Raw genomic sequence first — 24,917 nt, 5'->3', positions numbered from 1 at the left:
GGGCTAGGGTCGAGCCGTGAGCAGGATGGGTGACGTCGCGGCAGGCGGCGGGATGCGCGGAGGGGCGCGCGGCGGGAGGATCTCGAGCAGCGATCCGGACAGCCAGCGGGAGATCAACGCGGCGGCTCCGAAGGTCGACGACCTGCTCCGGCGCATCGCGGGACTCTTCCGCGACCACCGCCCCAAGCTCACGCTCACCGTGATCCTCGTGCTCGTCGGCGCCGCCCTCACGGTGGTGCCCCCGCTCCTCACCCAGCTGGCCTTCGACCGCGGGCTCTTCCCGCCCGGCGGACGCCCGAACCTCCCGGTGCTGCTCGAGCTGGTCGGCGTCATGGTGCTGGTCTGGGCGTTCTCGGCGATCCTCGGCGTCTGGCAGACCTACCTCACCGCGACCGTCGGCAACACGGTCATGGGGGAGCTGCGCATCCGCCTCTTCCGCCACCTGCAGGCGATGGAGCTCGGCTTCTTCACCCGCACCCGCACCGGCGTCATCCAGTCGCGCCTCGCCAACGACGTGGGCGGCGTGGCCAACGTGCTGACGAACACCGTCTCGAGCGTGCTCGGCAACACCGTCACCGTGATCGCGGCCGTCGTCGCGATGCTCCTGCTCTCGTGGCAGATGACGATCGTCGCCCTCGTCCTCACTCCGGTGCTCGTCGTGGCCCAGCGCCGCGTCGGCCAGGTGAGGGCGCGCATCGCGACGAAGACGCAGGAGTCGCTGTCCGAGATGACCGCGATCACCCAGGAGACCCTGAGCGTCTCGGGCATCCTCCTGGCCAAGAGCTTCGGCCGCCAGGAGTCGGAGGTGACGCGCTACGCCGACGAGAACGGCCGCCAGATCGAGCTCCAGGTGCGGCAGCAGATGTCCGGCCAGTGGTTCTTCGCGATGGTGCAGATCTTCCTCTCCGTCATCCCCGTGATCGTGTACCTCGTGGCCGCCTGGCTGATCCTCGGCGGCACCACCGTCACCGCCGGGACCGTCGTGGCCTTCACCACCGTGCAGGCGCGCCTGATGTGGCCGCTCCTGGGCCTGATGCGCGTCGCGCTCGACCTGCAGACGGCCGGAGCGCTGTTCGCCCGCATCTTCGAGTACCTGGACCTGCGCCCGGCGATCACCGACCGCGCCGATGCACGCGAGGTCTCGGGCGAGCTCGGCCGGGTCGAGCTCGACGACGTCGTGTTCCGCTACCCCGACCAGGCGGAGGACGCGCGCCCGACGCTCGACCACGTCTCGGTCGCGATCGAGCCGGGCCAGTTCGTCGCCTTCGTCGGTCCCTCCGGCGCGGGCAAGACCACCATCTCGTACCTCGTCCCGCGCCTCTACGACGTGGCCGGGGGAGCGGTGCGCTTCGCCGGCACCGACGTGCGCGAGCTGCGGCAGGAGTCGCTCGTCTCGCACATCGGCATCGTCAGCCAGGAGACCTACCTCTTCCACGCGACGATCGGCGACAACCTCCGCTACGCCCGCCCGGACGCGACGCAGGAGGAGCTGGAGGCGGCCGCCCGCGCCGCGAACATCCACGCGACGATCACGTCGTTCCCCGACGGCTACGACACGCTGGTCGGCGAGCGCGGCTACCGGCTCTCCGGAGGCGAGAAGCAGCGGCTCGCGATCGCGCGCGTCCTGCTGAAGGACCCGGCGGTCCTCATCCTCGACGAGGCGACCAGCGCCCTCGACACCGTCTCGGAGCGGATCGTCCAGACCGCGCTCGACGACGCCGCCCGCGGCCGCACCACGATCGCGATCGCCCACCGGCTCTCGACCATCGTGTCGGCCGACGTCATCCACGTCGTCGAGGGCGGCCGGATCGTCGAATCGGGCACCCACCGCGAGCTGCTCGGCCTCGGCGGTCTCTACGCCTCGCTCTACGCGCAGCAGACGGAGTCGGCCCTCCAGGGCTGAGCCGCGGATCGGCGGCCGGACTCCGCGGGGCTACTCGCAGCCGACGCCGTCTCCGTCGCGGTCGAGCTTGCGGCTGTAGCCGGCGTCACCCGTGCGGATCGGCGCGGCCCCGGCGGCACGGACGGCGTCGCAGTTGGCGTAGAACGCCGCTCCTGCTCCTCCGGTCGAGGCGGCTGCCGGCGCTGCTGCGGCGGGGGCCGCGGCGGGAGCGACCTCGGCGACCGCGACCGGGGCGGCGGCGGCAGCTGCGGTGGCGGCGGCCTCGAGTTCGGCGATCCGGGCGTCGCGGCTCGCCAGCGTCGTGGTCGAGGTGGCGGCGTCGGCCGTCATCGTGTCGATCCGCTGCTGAAGTCCTGCGGCCGACGCCTCGGCGGCGCTCCGCTCGGCTTCGGCCCCGGCGCGCGCCTCGGTCTGCTCGTCGAGCGAGTCCTCCGCCGTGCTCAGCTGCTGCTGCACGGCCGCGAGCCGCTCCTCCAGTTCGGTCTTGTCGGAGGCGCCGCCCGCGCCGCCGACGGCGGTTCCGACCACGAGGGCTCCGACGGACGCCCAGACCAGTGCGACGAGCGGGACGCGACGGCGACGGCGGTCCTGCTTCCGCCTCCTGTCCTCCGTCGACGGGAGCGGCGGAGGCCAGGTCGCGGACGGGCTGGGATCGGTCATGTGCTGTTCCTCACGGCGGTCTCGCGCCCTGATGATCGGGGCGCCGGGAGCATCCAACCGGCATCTGTCGGTCGGGGCAAGGCGATTCCACTCAATACACGTGCAGCCGGCCGGAGCGAAGGGTGGTCGTCGTGCGCGATGCCGGCGGAGAGGCCTCCACCGCTGCGGCGGCACGCGCCCTCCAGCGGCTCCGGCTCCGGCTCCGTGCACGACGTCGGCGGCGAGCACGTGCCCCTGCCCGGGTGGGGAGGCGCACCACTCTCAGCCGCTGTCGTGCGCGCCGGAGGCGGTCACTCCGCCGGGCGGTCCTCGAGCATCTGCTCCATCAGCGAGATCTCGGCCTCCTGGGCCTTCACGACGGAGGAGGCGAAGTCGGTGGCGACCGTCACGCGGCTCCGGGCGAGCAGCGCCTCGGCCATGTCGATCGCGCCGCGGTGGTGGGCGATCATCAGCTCGAGGAACATCCGGTCGAAGTCGCGGCCCGACGCGCTGCTGAGGGCCGTGATCTGGTCCGGTGTCGCGAGACCGGGCATGCTCGCCGGCACGACGCCGTCCTCGGTCCCCATCCCCATCGACGAGTGCTCGTCGGCGGCTCCGGCCAGGGTCGGCCGGCCCATCCAGGTCATCGAGGGCTCCGGAGCAGCCTGCGGCAGGCCCCACGAGTTCAGCCAGCCGAAGAGCTGCCCGGCCTGCTGCTGCTGGGTGAGCAGGATGTCCTTCGAGACGGTGAGGACCTCGTCGTCGGCGCTGCGCTCGCGGGCGATCATCGCCAGCTCGGCGCCCTGCAGGTGGTGCACCTGCATGTCGCGCGCGAAGCCCGCTTCGGCGCTGGCGCTCGAGGGCGTCGCCGCGGAGGCGAACGGGGCGAGCGCGCCGAAGAGGTAGCCGCCGGCCGCTCCGAGGAGGAGCGCGACCACAGCGACCGCGGCGACGAGGATCCGGCCCCTACTGCTTGCCGGGCGCATCGATCCCTCCGGTGCAGGGGGCGCCGGGCTCCGGAGCGCTCGAGGACTGCCAGAAGCGCTCGACGAAGGCGTCGATGCGGGGGTCCTCGGGCGAGTCGATCGCGACCTGGGCGTCCCAGGCGCTCAGCACGATGGGCGACTCGAGGCCCTCGTAGGGCGAGACGACGGAGTAGGTGTCGGGCATCGCCGCGATCAGCGCGTCGACCTCGCTCTGCGGGAGCTCGGGGTCGTAGGTGGCCCAGACGGCGCCGTGCTCGAGGTCGTGCACCGCGTTCTCGTTCGGGACGGGCTCGTCGTAGACGCCGCAGTTCATCCACACGGCGTTGTGCGGGCCGCCCGCCGGCGGGGTCTGCGGGTAGTCGACGGCGCCGGCGACGTGGGTGGCGTCGTTGTCGAAGGTCTGCAGGCCGTCGATCTCGCGCGCCTCGACGATCTGCTGGTTCCCGAAGACGGTGACCGCGACGATGCCGCCGACGGCGAGGACGGCCAGGGCCGACAGCGACCAGATCCAGATGCGGGAGCCGCGCTTGCGGCGGTCCTGCTCGCGCTTGTAGGCCTCGAGCTTCTCCTGTCGGGCGCGGTTCTTGGCGGACATCGTGTCTTTGGGCACGGCGGCGTCTCTCGTTCTGAGGGCGGAAGGCGCCTGGGGCGGGCGCAGGCGCCTGAGAGGCGCTCTCAGAGGATAACGAGCGAGGCTTCGGATCGGATCAATGCGCGGTCAGGAGGGATCTCGGTACTCCCGAGGAGCGGGCTGCTCGATCAGCAGGATGCGCCGCCGCTCCCCGCTCAAGGAGCGAAGGTGAGCCAGAGCAGCAGGCCGTTCAGGACGATGAGGAAGACGGCGGCCAGAGCGGCGGCGAGGGTGGTGAACCAGCGGTTCGTCTGGTCGCCCATCAGGCGGCGGTCGCGCGTCAGGATCACGAGCGGCACGAGCGCGAAGGGGATGCCGAACGACAGGACCACCTGGCTGAGCACCAGCGCGCGCGTCGGGTCGAAGCCGATCGCGAGCACCAGGAGCGCCGGGATCAGCGTGACCAGACGACGGGCGACGAGCGGCACCCGCACCTGGAGCAGACCGTGCATGATCTCGGCCCCCGCGTACGCGCCGACCGAGGTCGAGGCGAGGCCGGAGGCGAGCAGGCCGACGGCGAACAGGGTCGCGACCACCGGGCCGAGCGCCGCTCCGATGGCCGCGTGGGCGCCCTCGAGGCTGTCGGTCCCGGCGACTCCCGCGAGGGAGTGCGCGGCGAGGAGCAGGATCGCGAGGTTCACGGTGCCGGCGATCGCGAGGGCGATCGTCACGTCGATCCGGGTGGCGACCAGGATCCTCCGGCGCGCGCCGACGCCCTCGACGTGGCCGAAGCGGTCGCGGGCGAGCGCGGAGTGGGCGTAGATCGCGTGGGGCATGACGGTCGCGCCGAGGATCGAGGCGGCGAGCAGCACCGACTCCGAGCCCTCGAAGCGCGGCACGAGACCGGCGACGGTCGCACCCGCGTCCGGCGGATCGACGACCACGCCGACCGTGAAGCCGACGGCGATCAGCACCATCAGCGCCGTGATCACCCGCTCGAACGGCTGCGCCCCGCCCCGCGTCTGCACGAGCAGCAGCACCAGCGAGACCGCGCCGGTGACCACGCCGCCGGCCAGCAGCGGCAGTCCGAAGAGCAGGTTCAGTGCGATCGCGCCGCCGATCACCTCGGCCAGGTCGGTCGCCATCGCGACCGTCTCGGCCTGCAGCCAGTAGGCCCGGCGGCCCCAGCGGCCGCGCAGGCGGTCGCCGAGCAGCTCCGGGAGGCTGCGGCCGGTCATCAGGCCGAGCTTCGCCGAGAGGTACTGGATGAGCCAGGCCATCAGGTTGCCGAGCACCACCACCCAGACCAGGAGGTAGCCGAACCGGGCGCCGGCCGTCATGTTGCTGGCGACGTTGCCCGGGTCGAGGTAGGCGACTCCGGCGACCAGCGCCGGGCCGAGCAGGCGGAGGAGGTGGATGTCGGCCGGACGCCGCGGCGGTGCGGCGATCGGTGAGGTCATTCGGGGTCCGTTCCGGGTCGACGGCGGCGCTCGCGGACCCCCACGATAGGGCACCGGCGCGACCGGCGGCACTCCCCTCCCGCGACCGCTCCCTGTGCCTCCGCCCACCCCCGTCACACGCCCGGAGCCGGTTGCTACGCTGGCGGGATGAGCCTGGATCGCGCCCTTCCCGCACGCCCGGAGACCGGGATGGCCTACGCCGATTCGGTCCTCGACCTCATCGGCGACACCCCGCTGGTGAAGCTGGGCCCGGTCGCGGCGGGCGTGCAGGCGACCGTGCTGGTCAAGGTCGAGTACCTGAACCCCGGCGGCTCGTCGAAGGACCGCATCGCGACCCGCATCATCGACGCCGCCGAGCGCGACGGGCTGCTGAAGCCCGGCGGCACCATCGTGGAGCCGACCAGCGGCAACACCGGCATCGGCCTCGCCCTCGTCGCGCAGCAGCGCGGCTACCGCTGCGTGTTCGTGCTGCCGGACAAGGTGGGGGAGGACAAGCGCAACGTCCTCACCGCCTACGGGGCCGAGATCGTCGTGACGCCGACGGCCGTCGCTCCGGAGGACCCCGCCTCCTACTACTCCGTCTCGGACCGCCTCGCCCGCGAGATCCCCGGCGCCTTCAAGCCCAACCAGTACGCGAACCTCAACGGACCGCTCAGCCACTACGAGACCACGGGACCCGAGATCTGGCGCGACACCGCCGGTCGGCTCACCCACTTCGTCGCGGGAGTCGGCACGGGCGGCACCATCAGCGGCGTCGGCCGCTACCTCAAGGAGGTGTCGGAGGGCCGCGTGCAGATCGTCGGCGCCGACCCCGAGGGCTCCGTCTACTCGGGCGGCGGCGGTCGCCCGTACCTGACCGAGGGCGTCGGCGAGGACTTCTGGCCGAGCGCGTACGACCCGAGCGTGGTCGACCGGATCATCGCCTCCAGCGACGCCGAGTCGTTCGCGATGACCCGCCGCCTCGCCCGCGAGGAGGGGCTGCTCGTCGGCGGATCGAGCGGGCTCGCCGTCTCCGTCGCGCTCAAGGCCGCCGCCGGTCTCGGGCCGGACGACGTCGTCGTCGTGCTCCTGCCGGACGGCGGGCGCGGCTACCTCGGCAAGATCTTCAACGACCGCTGGATGCGCTCCTACGGCTTCCTCGAGATGCGCGACGAGGGCACCGTCCGCGACGTGCTCCGCGCGAGGGCGGCGAGCGGGCAGGCCGACCTCCCGGCGCTCGTGCACGCGCACCCGACCGACACGATCCGCGACGCGATCGGCATCATGACCGAGTACGGCGTCTCGCAGCTCCCGGTGCTGACCGCCGAGCCGCCGGTCGTGATGGGCGAGGTCGTCGGAGCCGTCGACGAGCGCGAGCTGCTCGACCGCGTCTTCGCCGGATCCGCCTCGATGAACGACCCGCTCGGCGACTGCGTGGGCGATGCGCTCGCGCTGATCGGGCTCGGCGAGAGCATCACCGCCGCCCGCGCCGCGCTCACCGAGCACAGCGCCCTCCTCGTCACCGACGAGGGCAAGCCCGTCGCGGTGATCACCCGACAGGACCTCCTCACCTACGCCACGGCCTGACGGCCGCCGCCTCCGCACCTCCGACCCAGGGAGCCCGCACCATGCCCAAGAAGCAGCACTTCGACACCCGCGCCATCCACGCCGGCCAGGAGTTCGATCCGACCACCGGGGCGGTCGTGCCGCCCGTCTACATGACCTCCACGTTCGTCCAGGACGGCATCGGCGGTCTCCGGGGCGGCTACGAGTACGCCCGCTCGGCGAACCCGACGCGCGACTCGCTCCAGGAGCTCATCGCCTCGCTCGAGGGTGCGGACGTCGCCTACTCCTTCTCCTCCGGCCTCGCCGCCGAGGACACCCTGCTGCGCGCCGCCCTCGCGCCCGGCGACCACGTCGTCCTGGGCAACGACGCGTACGGCGGCAGCCACCGCCTGATCGACCGGGTGCACAGCGCCTGGGGCGTGCGCAACACGGCCGTCGACATGTCGAACCTCCGCGAGGTGCAGCGGGCGATCGTCCCCGGTGAGACGAAGATGCTCTGGGTCGAGACCCCGTCGAACCCGCTGATGACCATCAGCGACATCGCCGAGCTCGCCGACCTGGCCCACGCTCACGACCTGATCGTCGTCGTCGACAACACCTTCGCCTCCTCCGCCCTGCAGCAGCCGCTGGCCCTCGGTGCCGACGTGGTCGTGCACTCGACCACGAAGTACCTCGGTGGCCACTCGGACGTCGTCGGCGGCGCGCTCGCCCTGCGCTCGGGGCCGCTGGCCGAGAAGATCGCGTTCCTGCAGTTCGCGGTCGGAGCGATCTCGGGCCCGATGGACGCATGGCTCACGGTCCGCGGCATCAAGACCCTCGGGGTGCGGATGGAGCGCCACTCCGTCAACGCGCAGGCGGTCGCCGAGTTCCTCGTCGAGCACCCGGCGGTGACGGCCGTGCACTACCCGGGCCTGCCCTCGCACCCCGGCCACGAGCTGGCGAAGCGCCAGATGTCGCGGTTCGGCGGGATGCTCTCGCTCGAGCTCGCGACGCCGCGCGCGGCCCGGAAGTTCGCCGAGTCGACCGAGCTGTTCCAGCTCGCGGAGTCGCTGGGCGGCGTCGAGTCGCTGATCGGCTACCCGAGCGAGATGACGCACGCGTCGGTGAAGGGCACGCCGCTGGAGGTCTCGGAGTCGCTGGTGCGCCTCTCGGTGGGCCTCGAGGACTCGTCCGACCTGATCGCGGACCTGTCGGCGGCGCTGCCGAAGAAGTAGAGGCGGGAACGCCGCCCCGCGGGGCGGCATCTCGATGGTGCGCCCGGTCCGGCCCCTGCCAGGATCGGGCGCATGACCTCCTCGCGCCGCTTCGTCGACCTCAGCCACACCGTCGCGGACGGGCTGGTGACCTACCCCGGCCTGCCCGCTCCGCGCATCCGGCCGCACCTCACCCGTGAGGCGTCCCGCGCCTCCTACGCGCCCGGCACCGAGTTCGCGATGGACGTCATCGAGATGATCGGCAACACGGGCACCTACCTCGACAGCCCGTTCCACCGCTACGAGGGCGGAGCCGATCTCGCCGCTCTCCCGCTCGAGACGCTGGTCGACCTGCCGACCGTCGTGGTCGACGCGACCGGAGCCACCGAACGGGGCATCGGCTCGGACGCGGTCGCGGGACTCGACGTCCGCGGCGCCGCCGTCCTCCTCCGCACCGGCTGGGACGCGCACTTCGCCACGCCCGGGTACGGCAGGGGCGCCCCCTTCCTCGGCGGTGCGGCGGCGGAGGCGCTCGTCGCCGCCGGCGCGGTGCTGGTCGGCATCGACTCGGTGAACATCGACGACACGGAGTCGGGCGGATCGAGGCCCGCGCACTCGGCCCTTCTCGCCGCGGGAGTGCACGTCGTCGAGCACCTCACCGGCCTCGGCGGGCTGCCGGCGACAGGGGCGCGCTTCACCGCCGTGCCGCCGAAGGTGCGGGGCTTCGGGACCTTCCCGGTGCGGGCCTTCGCGGTGGTCGACGAGCCCTGACCGGCGCAGGGCGCCCGGGCGCCTCCGGCTAACCTGGACCGATGCATCCCGCTCTCGCCGCCGTCGGCCGGCGCGTCCGGCCCCGCACGCGCCTCGCGGCGCTGGGCCGTCGTATCCGCCCCCGCACGCGGCTGCGCTCCGCGGCCCGGGTCGTCCGCTCCGCCCCTCAGCGCCTCTCGGAGCGCCGCGCCGCCGTGATCGCCGCCCGGCCGATCGACCACCCCTCGCCCGCGCTCCGGCGCGAGCTGCTGCTGCTCGCCCTGGCCAACCGCTTCTCCCGCCGCTCCGCAGTCGATCCGGCGGGCGAGGTCGTGGTCACGATGACCACGCACGGCGAGCGGCTGCAGCGGGTCCACGTGGCGCTCGAGTCGATCGCCCGCGGCGACGCCCGGCCCGCGCGCCTGGTGCTCTGGCTCGACGACCCGGCCCTGCACGCCGACCTGCCCGCGCCGCTGCGCCGCCTCCGCCGCCGCGGCGTCGAGATCCGCCTGGTCGACGGATACCGCGTGCACACGAAGTACTATCCGCACCTGCTCTCGGGCCGGTCGGGGGAGCGCGACCTCGTCACCTCCGACGACGACATCGTGTACCCGCGCACCTGGCTGAGGGGCCTGCTCGACGCCCGCTCGCGCTACCCCCGCGAGACCGTGCTCTGCTACCGCGCCCACCGGGTGGGGATCGTCGACGGCGCCGTCGCTCCGTACACGAGCTGGACCCCGGTCGCCGACACGCGCGCGTCGACCGACGTCTTCGGCACCTCAGTCTCCGGGCAGCTGCTGCCCGCTCCGCTCCTCGGCGAGATCGCCGCTCACGGGGACGCGTTCCGCGAGATCGCCCCGGACGCCGACGACATCTGGCTGCACGTGCGCGCGGTCGACGCCGGCTACCGGATCGCGCAGATCGAGCCCCGCGCCCAGCTGTTCCCGTTCGTGCCGCGGACGCAGCAGTCCGGGCTCTACCTCGTCAACTACTGGGACGGCGGCAACGACCGCCAGGCCCGCGCGGCCTACACGCCCGAGGTGACGGCGCGGATCGCGGCCGACGCCTCCGCGAGAGGGGAGGTGCGCTGATGCGCCTGCTGTTCGTGAGCAACCTCTATCCGCCGCAGGTGCTCGGCGGATACGAGATGACCTGCGCGCGCGTCGCGGAGGCGATGGCGGCCCGCGGCCACACCGTGCGCGTGCTGACCACGCCGACCTACCTGCCGCCGGAGCCCTCGGGCGTCGAGGTGCACCGCACGCTCAGCCTGCGCACCTACTTCCCGCTGCCGCAGACGGGCGGCGAGATCGCTCAGCTGATGCACCACGAGAGCGCCGTCTCGCGGTTCGAGAACACCCGCATCCTGCTCGAGGAGCTGCGCGACTTCGCGCCGACCCACGTGGTGGCCTTCAACCTGCTCGGGATCGGCGGCCTCGCGCTGATCGACCTGCTGCGCGCGGTGGAGGCCCCGTGGATGTGGAACCTCGGCGACCGCATCCCGAACGCCCTGGTCGACGGGCTGCCCGAGCGCGTGCTCCGCGTCTACGGCGCCCAGGCCCCCGACCACTTCGACCGCGGCGAGATCGTCGCGGTCAGCCGCTCCCTCGTCGACGCGATCGAGGCCGGCGGGCTGAGCCTGGGCGAGATCGAGGTGATCGGGCGCGGAGTGTCCGTTCCCCCCGACACCGCGGAGCCGAGGCGCTACCGCGAGGGCGGGACCACCCGGTTCACGTTCGCCGCGTCGCTCGGCGAGCACAAGGGCGTCGGGCTGGTGCTGGAGGCGGCGGCGTCTCTCGCGGAGGAGACCCGCGACTTCCGCGTGGACCTCTACGGCGACGGAGACGTGGACGGCTGGCGCGCCCGGGCGGACGAGGCGGGCCTGGCCGGCCTGGTCGAGTTCCACGGAGCGACGCCGCACGCCGAGGTGCTCGCCGCGCACGGCCGCGCCGACGCGTTCCTCTTCCCGACCTGGGCCGGAGAGGCGTTCGGCGTCGCGCCGGTCGAGGCGGCCGCGGCGGGCGCCGTGCCGATCGTGACGGCGGCCAGCGGAGTCGCGGAGTTCCTCATCGACGGCGTCGACTGCATCAAGATCACCCGCTCCGCCCCGGCGCTCCTCGAGGCGATGCGGGACGTGGTGAGGGGGGCGGTGGACCTCGAGGCGCTCGGTCGGCGGGGCCGGGCCGCGGCGCGCGGACCGCTCTCGTTCGAGCGCTCCGTCGAGCTGATCGAGGCCTCGCTCGAGCGCCGCTCCCGGCCGGGCCTCGCCGACCGCCTCGCCGACACCACCCTCGAGGCCGACATCATGGACAAGGATCTGCGGGCGATGGACGTGCTCCACCGCCGCTTCTCCGGACGGGACCACGACGATGACCACTGACCACGACTTCCTCCAGGACCCCGGCTCCGCGCCCACCCGGCTCGGCCGCGGCGGCGTCGTGCTCCGCGACGCGGTGCACCGGCTGGTCGCCCCCTGGTTCGAGCAGGCGCGGCTGCGCACGGAGGAGCTGCGCGCCGAGACGGCGGCCCTGCGCGACGAGGTGGCGGGGCTCCGCGGCGAGCTGAGTGCGGTGCAGGGCGACGTCTCCGTGTTGCGCGACGAGTCGGCGGGCCTCCGGGCGGCGCTGGACGAGCTCAGCGCGTCGGTCGCGGCCGACCGAGCCTCGTCCGAGGCGGCGGGTGCGGCGGCCGCCGAGCAGGCCGCCGACACCGCGGCGGCTCTCGACGAGCGCGTCCGCGGGGCCGAGCTCGAACTGCGGGCGGTCACCCGGCGCCTCGCGGAGGCGCTCGACCGCTGAGGCGGCGAGGCCCGGTTTTCGCGGCGATCAGGCGGGGACCGCCGTCCGCGCGAGCAGCTCGGCGATGCGCCCGGTGCAGCCGCCGCAGCCCGTGCCGGCGCGGGTCGCCCGCCCGACGCAGGCGACCGTCCCGTGTCCCGCCGCAGCCGCATCGATGATCACCGCCGCCGTCACGCCGTTGCACCAGCAGACCGTGGCATCGGGGGCGAACGGATCGCCGGTCGCCGCGGCACCCGCATCCGGGGCGTCCAGACGCAGGAGGCTCGACCGGTCCGCCGGCAGCTCCGAGCCCCGCTCGAAGAGGAGGCTGAGCTCGGCGCCGACCCTGGGCAGACCCACCGAGACGAACCCGCGCAGCACTCCTCCCGCGGTCACGAGCTTGGCGTAGCCCCCGCGGGCGGGGTCAGCCCACAGCGTCACCTCGAGGTGCTCCTCGCCCGGGCGGTGCGGGTCCCACGGCTCCGGGGCCACGTCGCCTCCTGCCACGAGGTCGACGCCCTCGGCCTTCAGCATCACGACCGCCGGTCGGGCGTCGGGGACGCGCTCCTCGCCGCAGCGGCCCTCCGCCTCCGCCCGGATCCGCGCTGCGAGCCGGTCCGCCTGCTCCCATCCCGGACCGATCAGTCCGCTCGGTCCGCCGGGCACGCGGCCGTCGGGGAGGGCCGAGCCGCGGGGGGCGACGTGCGCGCAGTCGCCGATCGCGAAGACGTCCGGGTCGCTCCAGCTGCGCAGCTGCTCATCGACGAGGATCCCGGTCGAGACGGCGAGCTCCGCGCCCGCGGCCAGCTCGACCCGCGCACCGACACCGCACGAGAGCACCAGCAGATCCCCCTCGATCTGCTTGCCGTCAGCGCAGACGAGCGCCTGGAAGTGCGCACGGCCGCGGTCGTCGTGCGCGAGCAGGACGCTCTCGGACCGGGCGTGCGCCACCATCTCGACGCCGGCCGCGCGGGCGGCCGCGGCCAGCATCCGGCCCCCGCCCGTGTCGAGATTGCGGGCCATCGGGATGTCGCCGTGGAAGACCACCACCACCTGCGCGCCCTGCTCGGCGGCCGCGAGGGCGAACTCGATCCCGAGCACTCCCGCCCCGAGCACGACGAGGCGCGCGCCGGAGCGCACGGACTCGCGCACCACCCGGGCGTCGGCCAGGTCGCGCAGCGCCACCACCCGCTCCGGGAGGGGCCGGGAGCCCGCGTCGAGCGACTCCGGATCGGCGGCGCGCACCGTCCGCTCGCGTCGGGACCGCTCCATCCCGGCGAGGGTCGGCACGTTCGCCCGGGCGCCGGTGGCCAGGACGAGGCGGTCGTAGGGCAGCCGCTCGCCGTCGTGCAGCCGCACGACGTTCCGCGCGCGGTCGACCCCCACGACGGCCGCTCCCAGGCGCAGGACGACGCCCGCCGCCTCCGCCGCCGTCCGGTCGCCGAGGTCGAGGCGCTCGCGGGTCGCCCGGCCGACGGCGTACTCCGCGAGCAGGACACGGTTGTAGGGGTCGTCGCTCTCGGCGCCGACCACCGTCAGCGCGACCAGACCGGCCCGCACGGCCGGCAGCAGCTCCTCGACGAAGCGCGAGCCGACGGGGCCATAGCCGATCAGGACGATCCGCTCGGGAGGTGTCTCAGGCATGTGCCGTCCCTTCCGCGCGGACCCAGACCCGCGTGCGCTTGAACTCGGGCATCGACGACACCGGGTCCACGACGGCCTCGGTGAGGAGGTTCGCGCACTGCTCACCCGCGTAGTGGAAGGGCAGGAACACCGTGTCGTGGCGGATGTCCGCGGTGACGCTCGCGCGGGCGCGGACCACGCCGCGCGCGTTCCCGATCGCCACAGGTGCTCCGTCGCGGACGCCGAGCCGGGAGGCGGTCGCCGGGTGGATCTCGAGCCGAGCCTCGGGGCGGGCCGCATCGAGCTCCGCGACCCGCCGGGTCTGGGTGCCCGACTGGTACTGCTGGAGGTAGCGGCCGGTCACCAGGGTCAGCTCCTCGCCGCGGTCCACGACGACGGGGACGGCGGGGATGACGGCGACCAGGCGCGCCCGGCCGTCGGGGTGCCCGAAGCGCTCAGCGAAGAGGCGCGGCGTCCCCGTGCCGCCCGCGGGGTAGGGCCAGTGGGCGGCGATCCCGGTGTCGAGCAGGGCGTGCGAGAGGCCGGAGTAGTCGGCCACGCCTCCCGCGGACGCGCGGGCCAGCTCGTCGAACACCTCCGAGGGGACCGCCGACCAGCTCGAGGGGGCGTCGAGACGGCGCGCCAGCTCGCTCATGATCCAGAGCTCGCTGCGCACTCCTGCCGGCGGGTCGATCGCCCGGCGGCGGCGGAGCACCCGGCCCTCGAGCGAGGTCATCGTGCCCTCCTCCTCCGCCCACTGCGGCACCGGGAGCACCACATCGGCCAGCGCGGCGGTCTCGGAGAGGAAGAAGTCGCAGACGACCAGCGTGTCCAGGGCCTCGAGCCCGGCGCGGACGGCGTCGGCGTCCGGGGCCGAGACGACCACGTTGGAGCTGTGCACCAGCAGGCAGTTCACGGAGCGTCCGAGCTCGGCGAGCAGGGCGGTGGCGGGCAGCCCTGGGCCCGGGATCGATTCGGGCGTCACGTCCCAGACGGCGGCGACGTGGCGCCGCGCCTCCGGATCGCGGATGGAGCGGTACCCCGGGAGCTGATCGGCCTTCTGGCCGTGCTCGCGTCCGCCCTGGCCGTTGCCCTGACCGGTGAGCGTGCCGTACCCCGACCCCTCGCGGCCCACCAGGCCGAGCACGAGAGCGAGGTTGATCGCGGCGGTCGCGGTGTCGGTGCCGTCGACGTGCTGCTCGACCCCGCGGCCGGTCAGCACGAACGACCGCCCCTCGGCGAGCCGGCGCGCCAGGGAGCGGAGGAGCGAGGTCGGCACGCCCGTGACCGCGGAGGTACGCTCCGGCCACCACGACGAGACGCTGCGGCGCAGGGCCTCGACGCCGGTCGTGCGCGCGGCGAGGTAGGCGGTGTCGGCGAGGCCCTCGGCGAAGACCAGGTGGATCAGCCCGAGCAGGAGCGGCAGATCCGTCCCGGGGGCGGGCTGCAGATGCGTGCCGGCGCCGTCCTCCGTCAGCCGCGCGGTGGCCGAGCGGCGCGGGTCGACGACCACCAGGCCGCCCCGCGAGCGGGCACCGGCGAAGTGGGCGAGCAGCGGCGGCATCGTCGCGGCGACGTTCGAGCCCAGGAGCAGGATCGTGTCGGCGTCGTCGAGATCGGACACCGGGAACGGCAGTCCGCGATCGACGCCGAAGGCGCGGTTGCCGGCCGCCGCGGCCGAGGACATGCAGAAGCGGCCGTTGTAGTCGATCCGGGAGGTGCCGAGAGCGATCCGAGCGAACTTCCCGAGCTGGTAGGCCTTCTCATTGGTGAGGCCCCCGCCGCCGAAGACGGCCACCGCGTCGGCGCCGTGCCGCTCCCGGACGCCGCGCACCGCCCCGGCGACCGCGTCGAGCGCCTCCTCCCACGACGCCTCCGCGAGGACGCCGTCGGCACCGCGCAGCAGCGGGGAGACCAGCCGCTGTCCGCTCGCCAGCAGCTCGGCGGAGGTCCAGCCCTTGGCGCAGAGCCCGCCCCGGTTCGTCGGGAACTCCCTTCCCTCGACCGCCAGGGGCACGGGGCCCGCCGCGGGTGTCAGCGTCATCGCGCACTGCAGGGCGCAGTACGGGCAGTGGGAGTCGGTCGGGGCGGGTGCGCTCATCGTCAGATCCGGGTCCCCGTCTTCGCGGCGAGGCGGAGGTAGACGCCGGCCGTGATCGCGAGCATCACCGCATAGGCGCCGACGAACCAGCCCAGCGCCGTGGTGTAGTCGCCGAACTCGGTCTTGGAGAAGCCGAGCAGCTGGGGGATCACGAAGCCGCCGTAGGCGCCGATCGCCGAGATCAGGCCGAGCGCCGCGGCGGACGTGCGCTGGGCGCCGATGCCGTCGTCGCCGCGCTGGCGGGCGCGGAGGGCGAACACCGTGGGGATCATGCGGTAGGTCGCGCCGTTGCCGATACCGGCCGCCGAGAAGAGCACGAGGAAGCAGGCGAGGAAGAGCCAGAAGCTGCCGAGCGGCAGTGTCGCGATCACGCCGAGGATCCCGGCGCCCATGGCGACGAAGGCGAGGACCGTGACAGGCGCTCCGCCGAAGCGGTCGGCCAGACGGCCGCCGGAGGGGCGGGACAGCGAGCCCACCAGGGAGCCGAGGAACGCGAGGCCGACCGTCGCCGAGCCGACGGCGAAGCCGGAGAACTCGGGGAAGGTGTCGGCGATGAGCTTCGGGAACACGCCGGCGAATCCGATGAAGGACCCGAAGGTGCCGATGTAGAGCACGGCCAGCAGCCAGAGGTGCGGCTCGCGGAGCGCGGCGAGGGAGGCGGCGACGTCGGACTTCGCGGTCGAGAGGTTGTCCATGCGCTTGGCGGCGCCGATCATCGCCACGACGATCAGGGGGACCCAGAGGAAGCCGGCGATCGGCAGGTTCAGCGTGGCCGCGGCGCCGACGGTGATCGCGATCGGCACGACGAGCTGCGCGACGGAGGCGCCCAGGTTGCCGCCCGCGGCGTTGAGCCCCAGAGCCCAGCCCTTCTGCGCGTGCGGGTAGAAGAAGGTGATGTTCGCCATCGAGCTGGCGAAGTTGCCGCCGCCGAAGCCGGCGAGCGCGGCCACCAGGAGCATGACGCCGAACGGGGTCTCCGGATTCGAGACCGCGATGCCGAGTCCTACGCTCGGGATCAGCAGGAGGCCCGCCGACACGATCGTCCAGTTGCGGCCGCCGAAGCGGGGGACCATGAACGTGTACGGGATCCGGAGGGTGGCGCCGACGAGGCTCGGCATCGAGATGAGCCAGAAGATCTGCCCGGTGTCGAAGGCGAATCCGGCCGCCGGCAGCGAGACGACGACGACCGACCAGAGCTGCCAGACGACGAAGCCGAGGAACTCGGCGAAGATCGACCACCTCAGGTTGCGGGCGGCGACGGAGCGTCCCTCCGCCTCCCACTGGGCGGGGTCCTCGGGGTTCCAGCCGTCGATCCAGCGGCCCGGCCGTCGGATGATGCCGGTGGAAGTGGCGGCGGTCGTGGGGACGGTGGTCGGGGGTGCAGCAGTCATCGTGGTCCTCCGGAGGGTGGGCGGCGCGCGCGAGGGCGCGCTCGGGACGGGGAGGTGGAGCGGTGGTGGTGCGGGGAGGAGGCGTCAGGCGTTGCGCCCGAACAGCTCCGAGACGATGTCGACCAGCTCGCGGGCGGGCGGATCGACGGCGGTGAGGAGGGGAGCGGAGGCGAGGTCGGCCCCCGCGGAGGCGGCCAGGCCGGCGAAGTAGCCGGGCGCGAGCAGGTAGGTGGCGACCACGACGCGCGCGCCGGGGTGGGCGGCGCGCTCGGCGGCGACCGCCTCCGCGATCCGCGGCTCGGCGGCCGAGATGAACGAGGTGCTCACCTCGCGGCCGAGCTCGGCGGCGAGGAGGCGGCCGGTGGTCCAGCAGTCCGCGACGGCACCGGCGTCGCTCGAGCCGGCAGCGGCGAGCACGACGCGGTCGCCGTCGTCGAGCCCTGCCTCGTGGAGCCGGCGGGCGAGCACGCGCGCCAGGCGGGGATCGGGTCCGAGCGCGCCCGAGACCCGCACCGGCCGCTCCGCCTCCGCCGCGGCCTCGGCGAGGTCGACGTGCACGTGGTAGCCGGCCGAGAGCAGCAGCGGCACGACCACCGCCGGCCGACCCGGCTCGAGAGAGCCCAGGGTCGCGGGGACGTCGGGCTGCTGCACGTCGACGAAGGAGTCGAGCACGTCCAGCGCCGGGTTGGCCCGGCGGACCGCCTCGACCAGCGCGGCGACGGCACGCCTCCCGTCGTCGTCGGAGGTCCCGTGGGACGCGGCGACCAGAGCGGTCCGCTGGGCGACCTCGATCGTGCCGTCGCTCTCGCGCACCTGCCAGGTGGCGAGGTGCAGCTCCGCTCGTGTGAAGCAGGCGCCGGTCTCGAGGTCGAAGACGTCCTTGTGCAGGGGGGAGGCGATCGTGGGCCGCTGCACCCCGTCGACCAGACGCGAGCCGACGATGCCGCGCGAGAGCACGGCCGCGCCGGTCGCGGGGTCGAGGTTCGAGACGGCCCGCACCCGCCCGTCGGGCAGGAGGAACAGGGCGAGCTGCACACCGCCGACCAGGGCGGCCTCGCCCCAGAGCGGCTCGAGGTCGCCGACGGCGCAGACCGGCACCCAGGTGGTGGCGGTCGCGGGGGCGAGCCGATCGAGGAGGGTCATCGCTGCGCCTTCTTCCTGCGGGTGGGCCACCGCATCCGGTCGGACGCGATGAGGCAACGGTAGGGATCGCGCGTTTCGTGCGAGCGCGCCTCCGGTGTCACGGGCGTAACGAAGCCCTCACGGCCTGCGGCGCTCGCCGAGAGGCGCGCGTCACACGCTGTTACACCGGGGCAACGGCGGGGAAACGGGCCGTCCCTACGGTGGACGTCATGACTCCTGGAGCGAACCCCGCCGCCCGGCCCCGACGCGTGCTCGTCGTCGGAGCGGGACCCGCCGCGCACCGCCTGGTCGACGCGCTCGTCGCCCGGGCCGGCGACCAGGCGCTGGAGATCACCGTCCTCGGCGAGGAGGTGCACCGTCCCTACGACCGCGTCGCACTCTCGAAGCGCCTCGACGGCGAGCACGACCTGACTCTGGGCGACGGCGCTCTGTGGGAGTCGGCGCGGCTGATCACCTCCTCCCGTGTCGTCGCGATCGATCCCGACCGCCTGCGCGTCGAGCTCGCGGACGGCCGCTCCCTCGAGGGCGACGAGATCGTCCTGGCGACGGGCTCCTCCGCCACGGTCCCGCCGATCGAGGGCGCCGAGCACGGCCGCGTCTACCGCACGCTCGAGGACGTGGACGGGCTCGTCGCCGAGCTCGCCGCGTTCCGCGCTCGGCGCGGCCGCCCCGCGATCGTGGTCGTGGTCGGCGGCGGTCTGCTCGGCCTCGAGGCGGCGGGAGGCGCGCACCGTCTCGGTGCGCGCACCGCCCTCGTCCACTCCGGCCGCTGGCTGATGAGCGCGCAGCTCGACGAGGGCGCCGGGCAGGCCCTCGGCCGCATCATCTCGGCGCAGGGGATCGCGCTGCACCTCGGCAACCGGCCCACCGGGATCCTCACCTCGCCGACGGGGACGGTGCTCGGCGTCGCGCTGACCGACGGCAGCAGCATCAGCGCCGATCTCGTGGTCTTCTCCATCGGGATCACGGCGCGCGACGAGCTCGCCCGAGCGGTCGGGATCGAGGTCGCACCGCGCGGAGGCGTGGTCGTCGACGAGGCCTGCCGCACCAGCAGGGCGGGAGTCTGGGCCATCGGCGAGGTCGCCGCGATCGCCGGCCGTACGGTCGGGCTCGTCGCACCCGCCAACGCGATGGCGGAGGTGGTCGCCGACCGGATCCTCGGCGGCGACGCGACCTTCCCGGGGGTCGACGACGCCACCAAGCTCAAGCTCTCGGGCGTGGAGGTCGCCAGCTTCGGCGACGCCCTCGGCACCACGGAGGGAGCGCTCGAGGTCGTCTACGCCGATCCGGCCCGCGGTCTCTACCAGAAGGTCGTCGTCTCGGACGATGCGCGCACGCTGCTCGGCGGGATGTTCGTCGGCGACGCGGGCCCCTACTCCTCCCTCCGCCCGCTGCTGGGGCGCGAGCTGCCGGCCGAGCCCGGCGCCTACCTCGCGGCGGCGGGGGCGGAGGCGCCCTCGGGCGACCTTCCGGACGACGCCCAGGTCTGCTCGTGCAACAACGTCTCGGTCGGCGAGGTCCGCCACGCGATCGGCGAGGGGTGCACCGAGCTGGGGCCGCTCAAGGCCTGCACCCGCGCGGGCACCCAGTGCGGATCGTGCGTGCCCCTGGTGAAGAAGCTGCTCGACACGGAGCTGATCCGTGCGGGCGTCGAGGTCTCCCGCGCCCTCTGCGAGCACGTGGCGCTCAGCCGCAGCGAGCTGTTCGAGTCGGTCCGCATCCTCGGGCTGCACTCGGCCGAGCAGGTGATGGAGCGCTTCGGCTCCGGGCTGGGCTGCGACGTGTGCAAGCCGGTGATCGCCTCCGTCCTCGCCACCCAGACGAACGCCTACATCCTCGACGGCGGCCAGGCGCCGCTGCAGGACACCAACGACCGCGCCCTGGCCAACATGCAGAAGGACGGCACCTACTCCGTCGTCCCGCGGATCCCCGGGGGCGAGATCACGCCGGCGAAGCTCAAGGTGATCGCCGAGGTCGCCGAGCAGTACGGCCTCTACACGAAGATCACCGGCGGGCAGCGGATCGACATGTTCGGCGCCCGCCTCGAGCAGCTGCCCGAGATCTGGCGCCTCCTCGTCGACGCCGGCTTCGAGTCGGGTCAGGCGTACGGCAAGTCGCTGCGCACGGTCAAGTCGTGCGTCGGATCGACCTGGTGCCGCTTCGGAGTCCAGGACGCGGTCGGGATGGCGGTCTTCCTCGAGGAGCGGTACCGGGGTCTCCGCTCGCCGCACAAGTTCAAGCTCGGGGTCAGCGGCTGCGCCCGCGAGTGCGCCGAGGCGCGGGGGAAGGACATCGGCGTCATCGCGAGCGACCTCGGCTGGAACCTCTACGTCGGCGGCAACGGCGGCTACCAGCCGGCGCACGCCCAGCTGCTCGCGCAGGACCTCGACGACGAGACCCTGGTGCGCTACATCGACCGCTACGTCATGTACTACGTGCGGACGGCCGAGCGGCTCCAGCGGACCGCACGCTGGCAGGAGGAGCTCCCCGGCGGACTCGAGCACGTGCGCGAGGTGGTCTGCGAGGACTCGCTCGGCATCGCCGCTGAGCTGGAGGCCGCCATGGCCACGCACGTCGACACCTACGTCGACGAGTGGGCGGCGACCCTCGCCGATCCCGACCGGCTCCGCCGCTTCCGCTCCTTCGTGAACGCCCCGGACACCGCGGATCCGCGCGTCGCGACCGTGCGCGAGCGCGGGCAGGTCCGGCCCGCCGGCCGGGACGAGAGACCGGACGGACCCGTGCTGGTCGCGGGGCCGAGGATCCCCGTCGGTCCTGCCGGGATCGGATCGGACTCGTGATGCAGCTCTCCCTCGACCTCGCCGGACGCCGCGTGCTCGTGATCGGCACCGCCCCCGGGACCCGCCGCGTGCTCGCCCGCTACCGAGCCGCCGGCGCACTCGTCGAGCGGCGCGAGGCGGAGGACGCGCTCACCCCGGCGCCAACGGCCCTGATCGTGTGGGTGGAGGGGCCGGCACCGCTCCGAGCGGTGGCGGCCGAGCTCTGCCCCTGGATCGTCGACGAGGCCCCCGCGCCGACCCGGCCGGTCGGGCACGTCAGCATCGTCGGCGGCGGCCCCGGCGATCCGGATCTGATGACCCTCGCCGCCCGCCGCGCCCTCCGCGACGCGGACGTGGTGCTCTACGACCGGCTCGGTCCGCACGAGGGCCTGGCCGAGTGGGCGCCCGGCGCCGAGCTGATCGACGTCGGCAAGACGCCGGGTCATCATGCGGTGCCGCAGCACGAGATCGAGCGGCTGATGATCGAGCGGGCCCTCGCGGGTCTGGACGTCGTGCGCCTGAAGGGCGGCGATCCGTTCGTGTTCGGCCGCGGGTCGGAGGAGGTGCGCGCGTGCCGGCTGGCCGGCGTCGGCTCCACGGTCGTCCCCGGAGTGACCAGCGCGATCTCGGTGCCCGCCGCCGCCGGGATCCCGGTCACCCACCGCGAGGTCAGCAGGGCCTTCACCGTGGTCTCGGGCCATGCGCCGTTCAGCGAGCAGGAGCTCGGCCATCTGGCCGGGCTGGGCGGGACGATCGTGGTGCTGATGGGCGTGAACACCCTCCCGCACCTCGTCGCCGGGCTGCAGCGCGCGGGGATGCGCGCCGACACGCCCCTCGCGATCGTCGAGCGGGGCTGGTCGCGCGACCAGCGCACGACGGTCTCGTCGGTCGGCGGAGTGCTCGGCCTGCTCGCCGAGCTGGCACCGCGCTCGCCCGCCGTGATCGTCATCGGCGAGGTGGTCCGGCAGGCCGCGTGCCATGATGCGGGGGACCCCGAGAGCATCGCCCGAGCGGTCGATGCACTGACCGCGTGAGACCCCGAGGGGGCCGAGCATGACCGGCACCGATCCCGACGCCGCCGTGGGGTTCCGACCCGACCAGCTGGACGGCTTCCGCATCGGGGTCACCTCCGACCGCCGCTCCGAGGACCTGATCGCCGCGTTCGAGCGCCGCGGTGCCGCCGTCACGCATGCCCCCACCATCCGCATGCGCGGCGTCGACACCGAGGGCGCGCTCGAGGAGGAGACCCGCGCCATCGTCGCCGCCCGTCCCGACGTGCTCCTCGCCACCACCTCCTACGGCCTGCGGCGCTGGCTCGAGGCCGCGGACGCCGCGGGGATCGAGCTGGCCGACGCGCTGTCCTCCGCGCGGATCCTCGTCCGAGGACCCAAGGCGCGCGGAGCGATCCGTGCGGCGGGTCTCGACGACCACGGGATGAGCGAGCGCGAGACGACCACCTCCCTGGTCGACCTGGCTCTGCGCGAGGGCGTCGCCGGCCGCACGATCGCGGTGCAGCTGCACGGATTCACCGACCCGGCTCAGCTGCAGCGTCTCCGCGACGCCGGCGCCCGGGTGCTCACGGCCGCGCCCTACCGCTGGAGCGTGCACGAGGACTCCGCCCGGGTGCTGCGGCTGATCGACGCGGTCTGCGGAGGGGGCATCGACGCCGTCACCTTCACCAGCGCGCCGGCGGTGGAGGCGCTCTTCACGGTCGCGGAGGCCGCGGGCCGCCTCGACGACCTGCAGGCGGCCTTCCGCGAGACGGTGGTCGCCGCCGCCGTCGGCCCCGTGACCGCAGCACCCCTGGTCGAGGCAGGGATCCTCCCGGTCGTGCCGGACCGGTTCCGGATGGGCGCGCTCATCCGCCTGACCTGCGAGCACCTCGAGCAGGCGTCGCCCCGCATCGAGACGGCCTTCGGCACTCTCGAGCTCCGAGGCCGGCACGCCGTCCTGGCCGGGACCCGGGTGGCGCTGACCCCGGTCGCGCTCGCGCTGTTCCGGACTCTCGTCGCCGCCGAGGGCGCGACCGTCGCGCGTCACGTCCTCGCGGCCTCCGCGCCGGAGGTTCTCGACGACCACGCGGTCGACGTCGCTGTCAGCCGCCTCCGTCAGGCCCTCCCCGAACCGCGGCTCGTGGCGACGGTGATCAAGCGCGGCTACCGGCTCGCGACCCCGCTCTGAGCGGCGGCGCGGTGCCACACTGAGCGCGTGGGCAGGCTGAGGGTCGTCGTCGCGCCCGACTCCTTCAAGGGGTCGGCGAGCGCGGTCGAGGTCGCACGGGCGATCGCCGAGGGCTGGAGCGCTGCGCGCGCGGGGGACGAGATCGTCCTCGCGCCGATGGCCGACGGGGGAGAGGGCACGGTCGAGGCCTTCGCGCTCGCGGTCCCGGGTTCGCAGCGGCGGCCGGTCGTCGTGCCCGGCCCGGACGACCGGCCGGTCCGCGCCTGGTGGCTGCTGCTCCCCGACGGGACAGCCGTCGTGGAGCTCGCCTCCACGAGCGGCATCACGCTGCTCGACCCGCTCCGACCGCTCACCGCGCACACGCGCGGCTTCGGCCGCGCGATCGCCGCCGCCCTCGACGCGGGGGCGCACGCCCTTCTGCTGGCGATCGGCGGCAGCGCCTCGACCGACGGCGGAGTCGGCGCGCTCCGCGAGCTCGGCGCACGCTTCTCCACCGCCTCCGGCCGCGACCTCGGCGAGGGAGGCGGTGCGCTGCCCGCGCTCGCCGCCGCCGACCTCCGCGCGCTGCGTCCTCTGCCGCCCGGAGGCGCGGTCGTGCTCAGCGACGTCGCGACCCCGCTGCTCGGCGACTCCGGGGCGGCCCGCGTCTTCGGACCGCAGAAGGGGGCCGGCCCCGAGGACGTCCTCCTCCTCGAGAGCGGCCTCCGCCGTCTCGCTGCGCACCTGGACGCGGATCCCGATGCGCCGGGCTCCGGGGCGGCGGGCGGGACGGGCTTCGGGCTGCTCGCCTGGGGCGCGCGCCCGACCTCCGGCGCCGACGCCGTCGGACGGGCGATCGGGCTCCCGGCGCTCCTCGCGGGCACGGACGTCGTCATCACGGGGGAGGGGCGCTTCGACGCGCAGTCCGCCGCCGGCAAGGTCCCGGTGCACGTCCTCGCGCTCGCCGAGGCGGCCGGGGCGCGGACGCTCCTCGTCGCCGGGGCGATCGCGGGGCCGACTCCCGGCTTCACCGCTGCGGTGTCGCTGACGGAGGCGGCGGGCTCCTCGTCCGCGGCCCTCGCGGACCCGTTCCCGCACCTGCGCGCCGTCGCCCGGGAGTGGGCCGCGCAGCTCCTCTGACCGTTCGCGGTGTCGGTGGTCGGGCGTACCGTCCGGGCATGCCCCGAGATGCGATCCGACCACCACATCTTGTGGTCGAGCCGCCGCGCGGACCCCACCGGTCGGGCATGCCGACACGCCGTGGCGCGTTGTACACAGTGAACGGGATCCTTCTGTCCACACCTGTGGATGGTTCGTCCGGATCCGCGTCCTTCCGCGGTTCCACGGGCTCCGGCCTGTGGATGAACGGGGGAGGAACCGGTGGATAACTACACGGCTGTAACTACTACGTCTAGTGGGCTGACACCGGCCCGCCCCCTATATGTAGTATTGCTGAGCAGGTCGGAGCGAGAGCCCCACCGGCACCCAGAACTCACCCGGACCACCCTCCGACCCCGCCCGCATCGCGAGCCGCCGGTCGGGGAGCGGCACCGGGACACCCCCTCCGAAAGGCGACACCCATGGCTGTGACGGTCTACACCAAGCCCTCCTGCGTCCAGTGCACCGCGACGTACCGCGCCCTCGACAGCAAGGGCATCGACTACGAGGTGTTCGACCTCTCCGTGGACGAGAAGGCCCTCGAGGCCGTCAAGGCCCTCGGCTACCTCCAGGCGCCGGTCGTCATCACGGACGACGACCACTGGTCCGGCTTCCGCCCCGACAAGATCGCGACCCTCTGAGGCGCACGGACGGCGATCCGCGACGTCGTCGGCGGGCGCCGTAGCGCCGCTGCGGCTTCCTCCTCCGCCTTGCGGCTCACCGCGCAGCCGCCTCAGAGG

At 74.0% G+C, this 24,917-nt stretch carries 20 protein-coding genes; 12 read left to right on the top strand and 8 right to left on the bottom strand.

Annotated elements, in window-relative coordinates:
• Positions 1-25: 25 nt before the first annotated feature.
• Positions 26-1,903, top strand: a complete 1,878-nt coding sequence (locus C5C10_RS14145; protein WP_104247708.1) for an ABC transporter ATP-binding protein — start codon at positions 26-28, stop codon at positions 1,901-1,903.
• A 30-nt stretch (positions 1,904-1,933) separates the two neighbouring features.
• On the opposite strand, the gene C5C10_RS14140 is transcribed toward C5C10_RS14145, so the two are convergent.
• The 4 genes from C5C10_RS14140 to C5C10_RS14125 form a co-directional block, all read right to left on the bottom strand.
• Positions 1,934-2,563 (bottom strand): excalibur calcium-binding domain-containing protein, encoded by a 630-nt coding sequence (locus C5C10_RS14140; protein WP_104329547.1) that lies wholly within the window; start codon positions 2,561-2,563, stop codon positions 1,934-1,936.
• Between the two features lie 290 nt (positions 2,564-2,853).
• A complete protein-coding gene (locus C5C10_RS14135) occupies positions 2,854-3,528 on the bottom strand; it encodes a DUF305 domain-containing protein (RefSeq protein WP_104224341.1) in 675 nt (224 codons plus the stop codon).
• On the bottom strand, positions 3,509-4,138 hold the full coding sequence (locus C5C10_RS14130; RefSeq protein WP_244230507.1) for a DUF3105 domain-containing protein: 630 nt from the start codon (positions 4,136-4,138) through the stop codon (positions 3,509-3,511). The genes C5C10_RS14135 and C5C10_RS14130 overlap by 20 nt, the downstream gene beginning before the upstream one ends.
• A gap of 176 nt (positions 4,139-4,314) precedes the next feature.
• Positions 4,315-5,559 (bottom strand): Nramp family divalent metal transporter, encoded by a 1,245-nt coding sequence (locus C5C10_RS14125; protein ID WP_104227179.1) that lies wholly within the window; start codon positions 5,557-5,559, stop codon positions 4,315-4,317.
• Between the two features lie 189 nt (positions 5,560-5,748).
• On the opposite strand from C5C10_RS14125, the gene C5C10_RS14120 reads away from it, so the two are divergent.
• The 6 genes from C5C10_RS14120 to C5C10_RS14095 all read left to right on the top strand — a co-directional run bounded on the left by C5C10_RS14120 (position 5,749) and on the right by C5C10_RS14095 (position 11,842).
• A complete protein-coding gene (locus C5C10_RS14120; RefSeq protein ID WP_104234473.1) occupies positions 5,749-7,125 on the top strand; it encodes a cystathionine beta-synthase in 1,377 nt (458 codons plus the stop codon).
• A 41-nt stretch (positions 7,126-7,166) separates the two neighbouring features.
• Positions 7,167-8,318 (top strand): cystathionine gamma-synthase, encoded by a 1,152-nt coding sequence (locus C5C10_RS14115; RefSeq protein ID WP_104224345.1) that lies wholly within the window; start codon positions 7,167-7,169, stop codon positions 8,316-8,318.
• A 72-nt stretch (positions 8,319-8,390) separates the two neighbouring features.
• On the top strand, positions 8,391-9,068 hold the full coding sequence (locus C5C10_RS14110; protein WP_104329545.1) for a cyclase family protein: 678 nt from the start codon (positions 8,391-8,393) through the stop codon (positions 9,066-9,068).
• Positions 9,069-9,109: 41 nt separating this feature from the next.
• Complete coding sequence (locus C5C10_RS14105) at positions 9,110-10,138, top strand: glycosyltransferase (protein WP_104329544.1); 1,029 nt, start codon at positions 9,110-9,112, stop codon at positions 10,136-10,138.
• On the top strand, positions 10,138-11,424 hold the full coding sequence (locus C5C10_RS14100; RefSeq protein WP_104329543.1) for a glycosyltransferase: 1,287 nt from the start codon (positions 10,138-10,140) through the stop codon (positions 11,422-11,424). The genes C5C10_RS14105 and C5C10_RS14100 overlap by 1 nt, the downstream gene beginning before the upstream one ends.
• Entirely contained in the window at positions 11,414-11,842 is a 429-nt protein-coding gene (locus C5C10_RS14095; RefSeq protein ID WP_104319766.1) for a hypothetical protein, read from the top strand. The genes C5C10_RS14100 and C5C10_RS14095 overlap by 11 nt, the downstream gene beginning before the upstream one ends.
• Before the next feature lie 27 nt (positions 11,843-11,869).
• On the opposite strand, the gene C5C10_RS14090 is transcribed toward C5C10_RS14095, so the two are convergent.
• From C5C10_RS14090 to nirD, 4 genes are all read right to left on the bottom strand, one after another.
• A complete protein-coding gene (locus tag C5C10_RS14090) occupies positions 11,870-13,465 on the bottom strand; it encodes an NAD(P)/FAD-dependent oxidoreductase (protein ID WP_104329542.1) in 1,596 nt (531 codons plus the stop codon).
• Positions 13,458-15,545 carry a molybdopterin oxidoreductase family protein gene (locus tag C5C10_RS14085; protein ID WP_104329541.1) on the bottom strand — a complete coding sequence of 696 codons (2,088 nt, stop codon included), beginning with the start codon at positions 15,543-15,545 and terminating at the stop codon, positions 13,458-13,460. The genes C5C10_RS14090 and C5C10_RS14085 overlap by 8 nt, the downstream gene beginning before the upstream one ends.
• A gap of 2 nt (positions 15,546-15,547) precedes the next feature.
• Entirely contained in the window at positions 15,548-16,936 is a 1,389-nt protein-coding gene (locus C5C10_RS14080; RefSeq protein ID WP_104224352.1) for an MFS transporter, read from the bottom strand.
• An 84-nt stretch (positions 16,937-17,020) separates the two neighbouring features.
• Positions 17,021-18,079, bottom strand: a complete 1,059-nt coding sequence (nirD, locus tag C5C10_RS18380; protein WP_104224353.1) for a nitrite reductase small subunit NirD — start codon at positions 18,077-18,079, stop codon at positions 17,021-17,023.
• Between the two features lie 209 nt (positions 18,080-18,288).
• On the opposite strand from nirD, the gene nirB reads away from it, so the two are divergent.
• The 5 genes from nirB (at position 18,289) to nrdH (ending at position 24,818) form a co-directional block, all read left to right on the top strand.
• Entirely contained in the window at positions 18,289-20,880 is a 2,592-nt protein-coding gene (nirB, locus tag C5C10_RS14070; protein ID WP_104329549.1) for a nitrite reductase large subunit NirB, read from the top strand.
• The gene (gene cobA, locus C5C10_RS14065; RefSeq protein ID WP_104329548.1) at positions 20,880-21,893 is read left to right on the top strand and encodes a uroporphyrinogen-III C-methyltransferase; all 1,014 of its coding nucleotides are present in this window, start codon (positions 20,880-20,882) and stop codon (positions 21,891-21,893) included. Before nirB ends, cobA begins: the two co-directional genes overlap by 1 nt.
• 19 nt (positions 21,894-21,912) lie before the next feature.
• Positions 21,913-23,040 (top strand): uroporphyrinogen-III synthase, encoded by a 1,128-nt coding sequence (locus C5C10_RS14060; protein WP_104224355.1) that lies wholly within the window; start codon positions 21,913-21,915, stop codon positions 23,038-23,040.
• Between the two features lie 36 nt (positions 23,041-23,076).
• On the top strand, positions 23,077-24,159 hold the full coding sequence (locus tag C5C10_RS14055) for a glycerate kinase (RefSeq protein WP_219813268.1): 1,083 nt from the start codon (positions 23,077-23,079) through the stop codon (positions 24,157-24,159).
• A gap of 440 nt (positions 24,160-24,599) precedes the next feature.
• A complete protein-coding gene (nrdH, locus tag C5C10_RS14050; RefSeq protein WP_068255139.1) occupies positions 24,600-24,818 on the top strand; it encodes a glutaredoxin-like protein NrdH in 219 nt (72 codons plus the stop codon).
• Positions 24,819-24,917: the final 99 nt, after the last annotated feature.

It is taken from the genome of Rathayibacter sp. AY1A3, from assembly GCF_002930975.1.
GTDB lineage: Bacteria > Actinomycetota > Actinomycetes > Actinomycetales > Microbacteriaceae > Rathayibacter.
The sequence above is the reverse complement of the archived record's forward strand: the minus strand, read 5'-3'. Positions and strand labels throughout refer to the sequence as shown.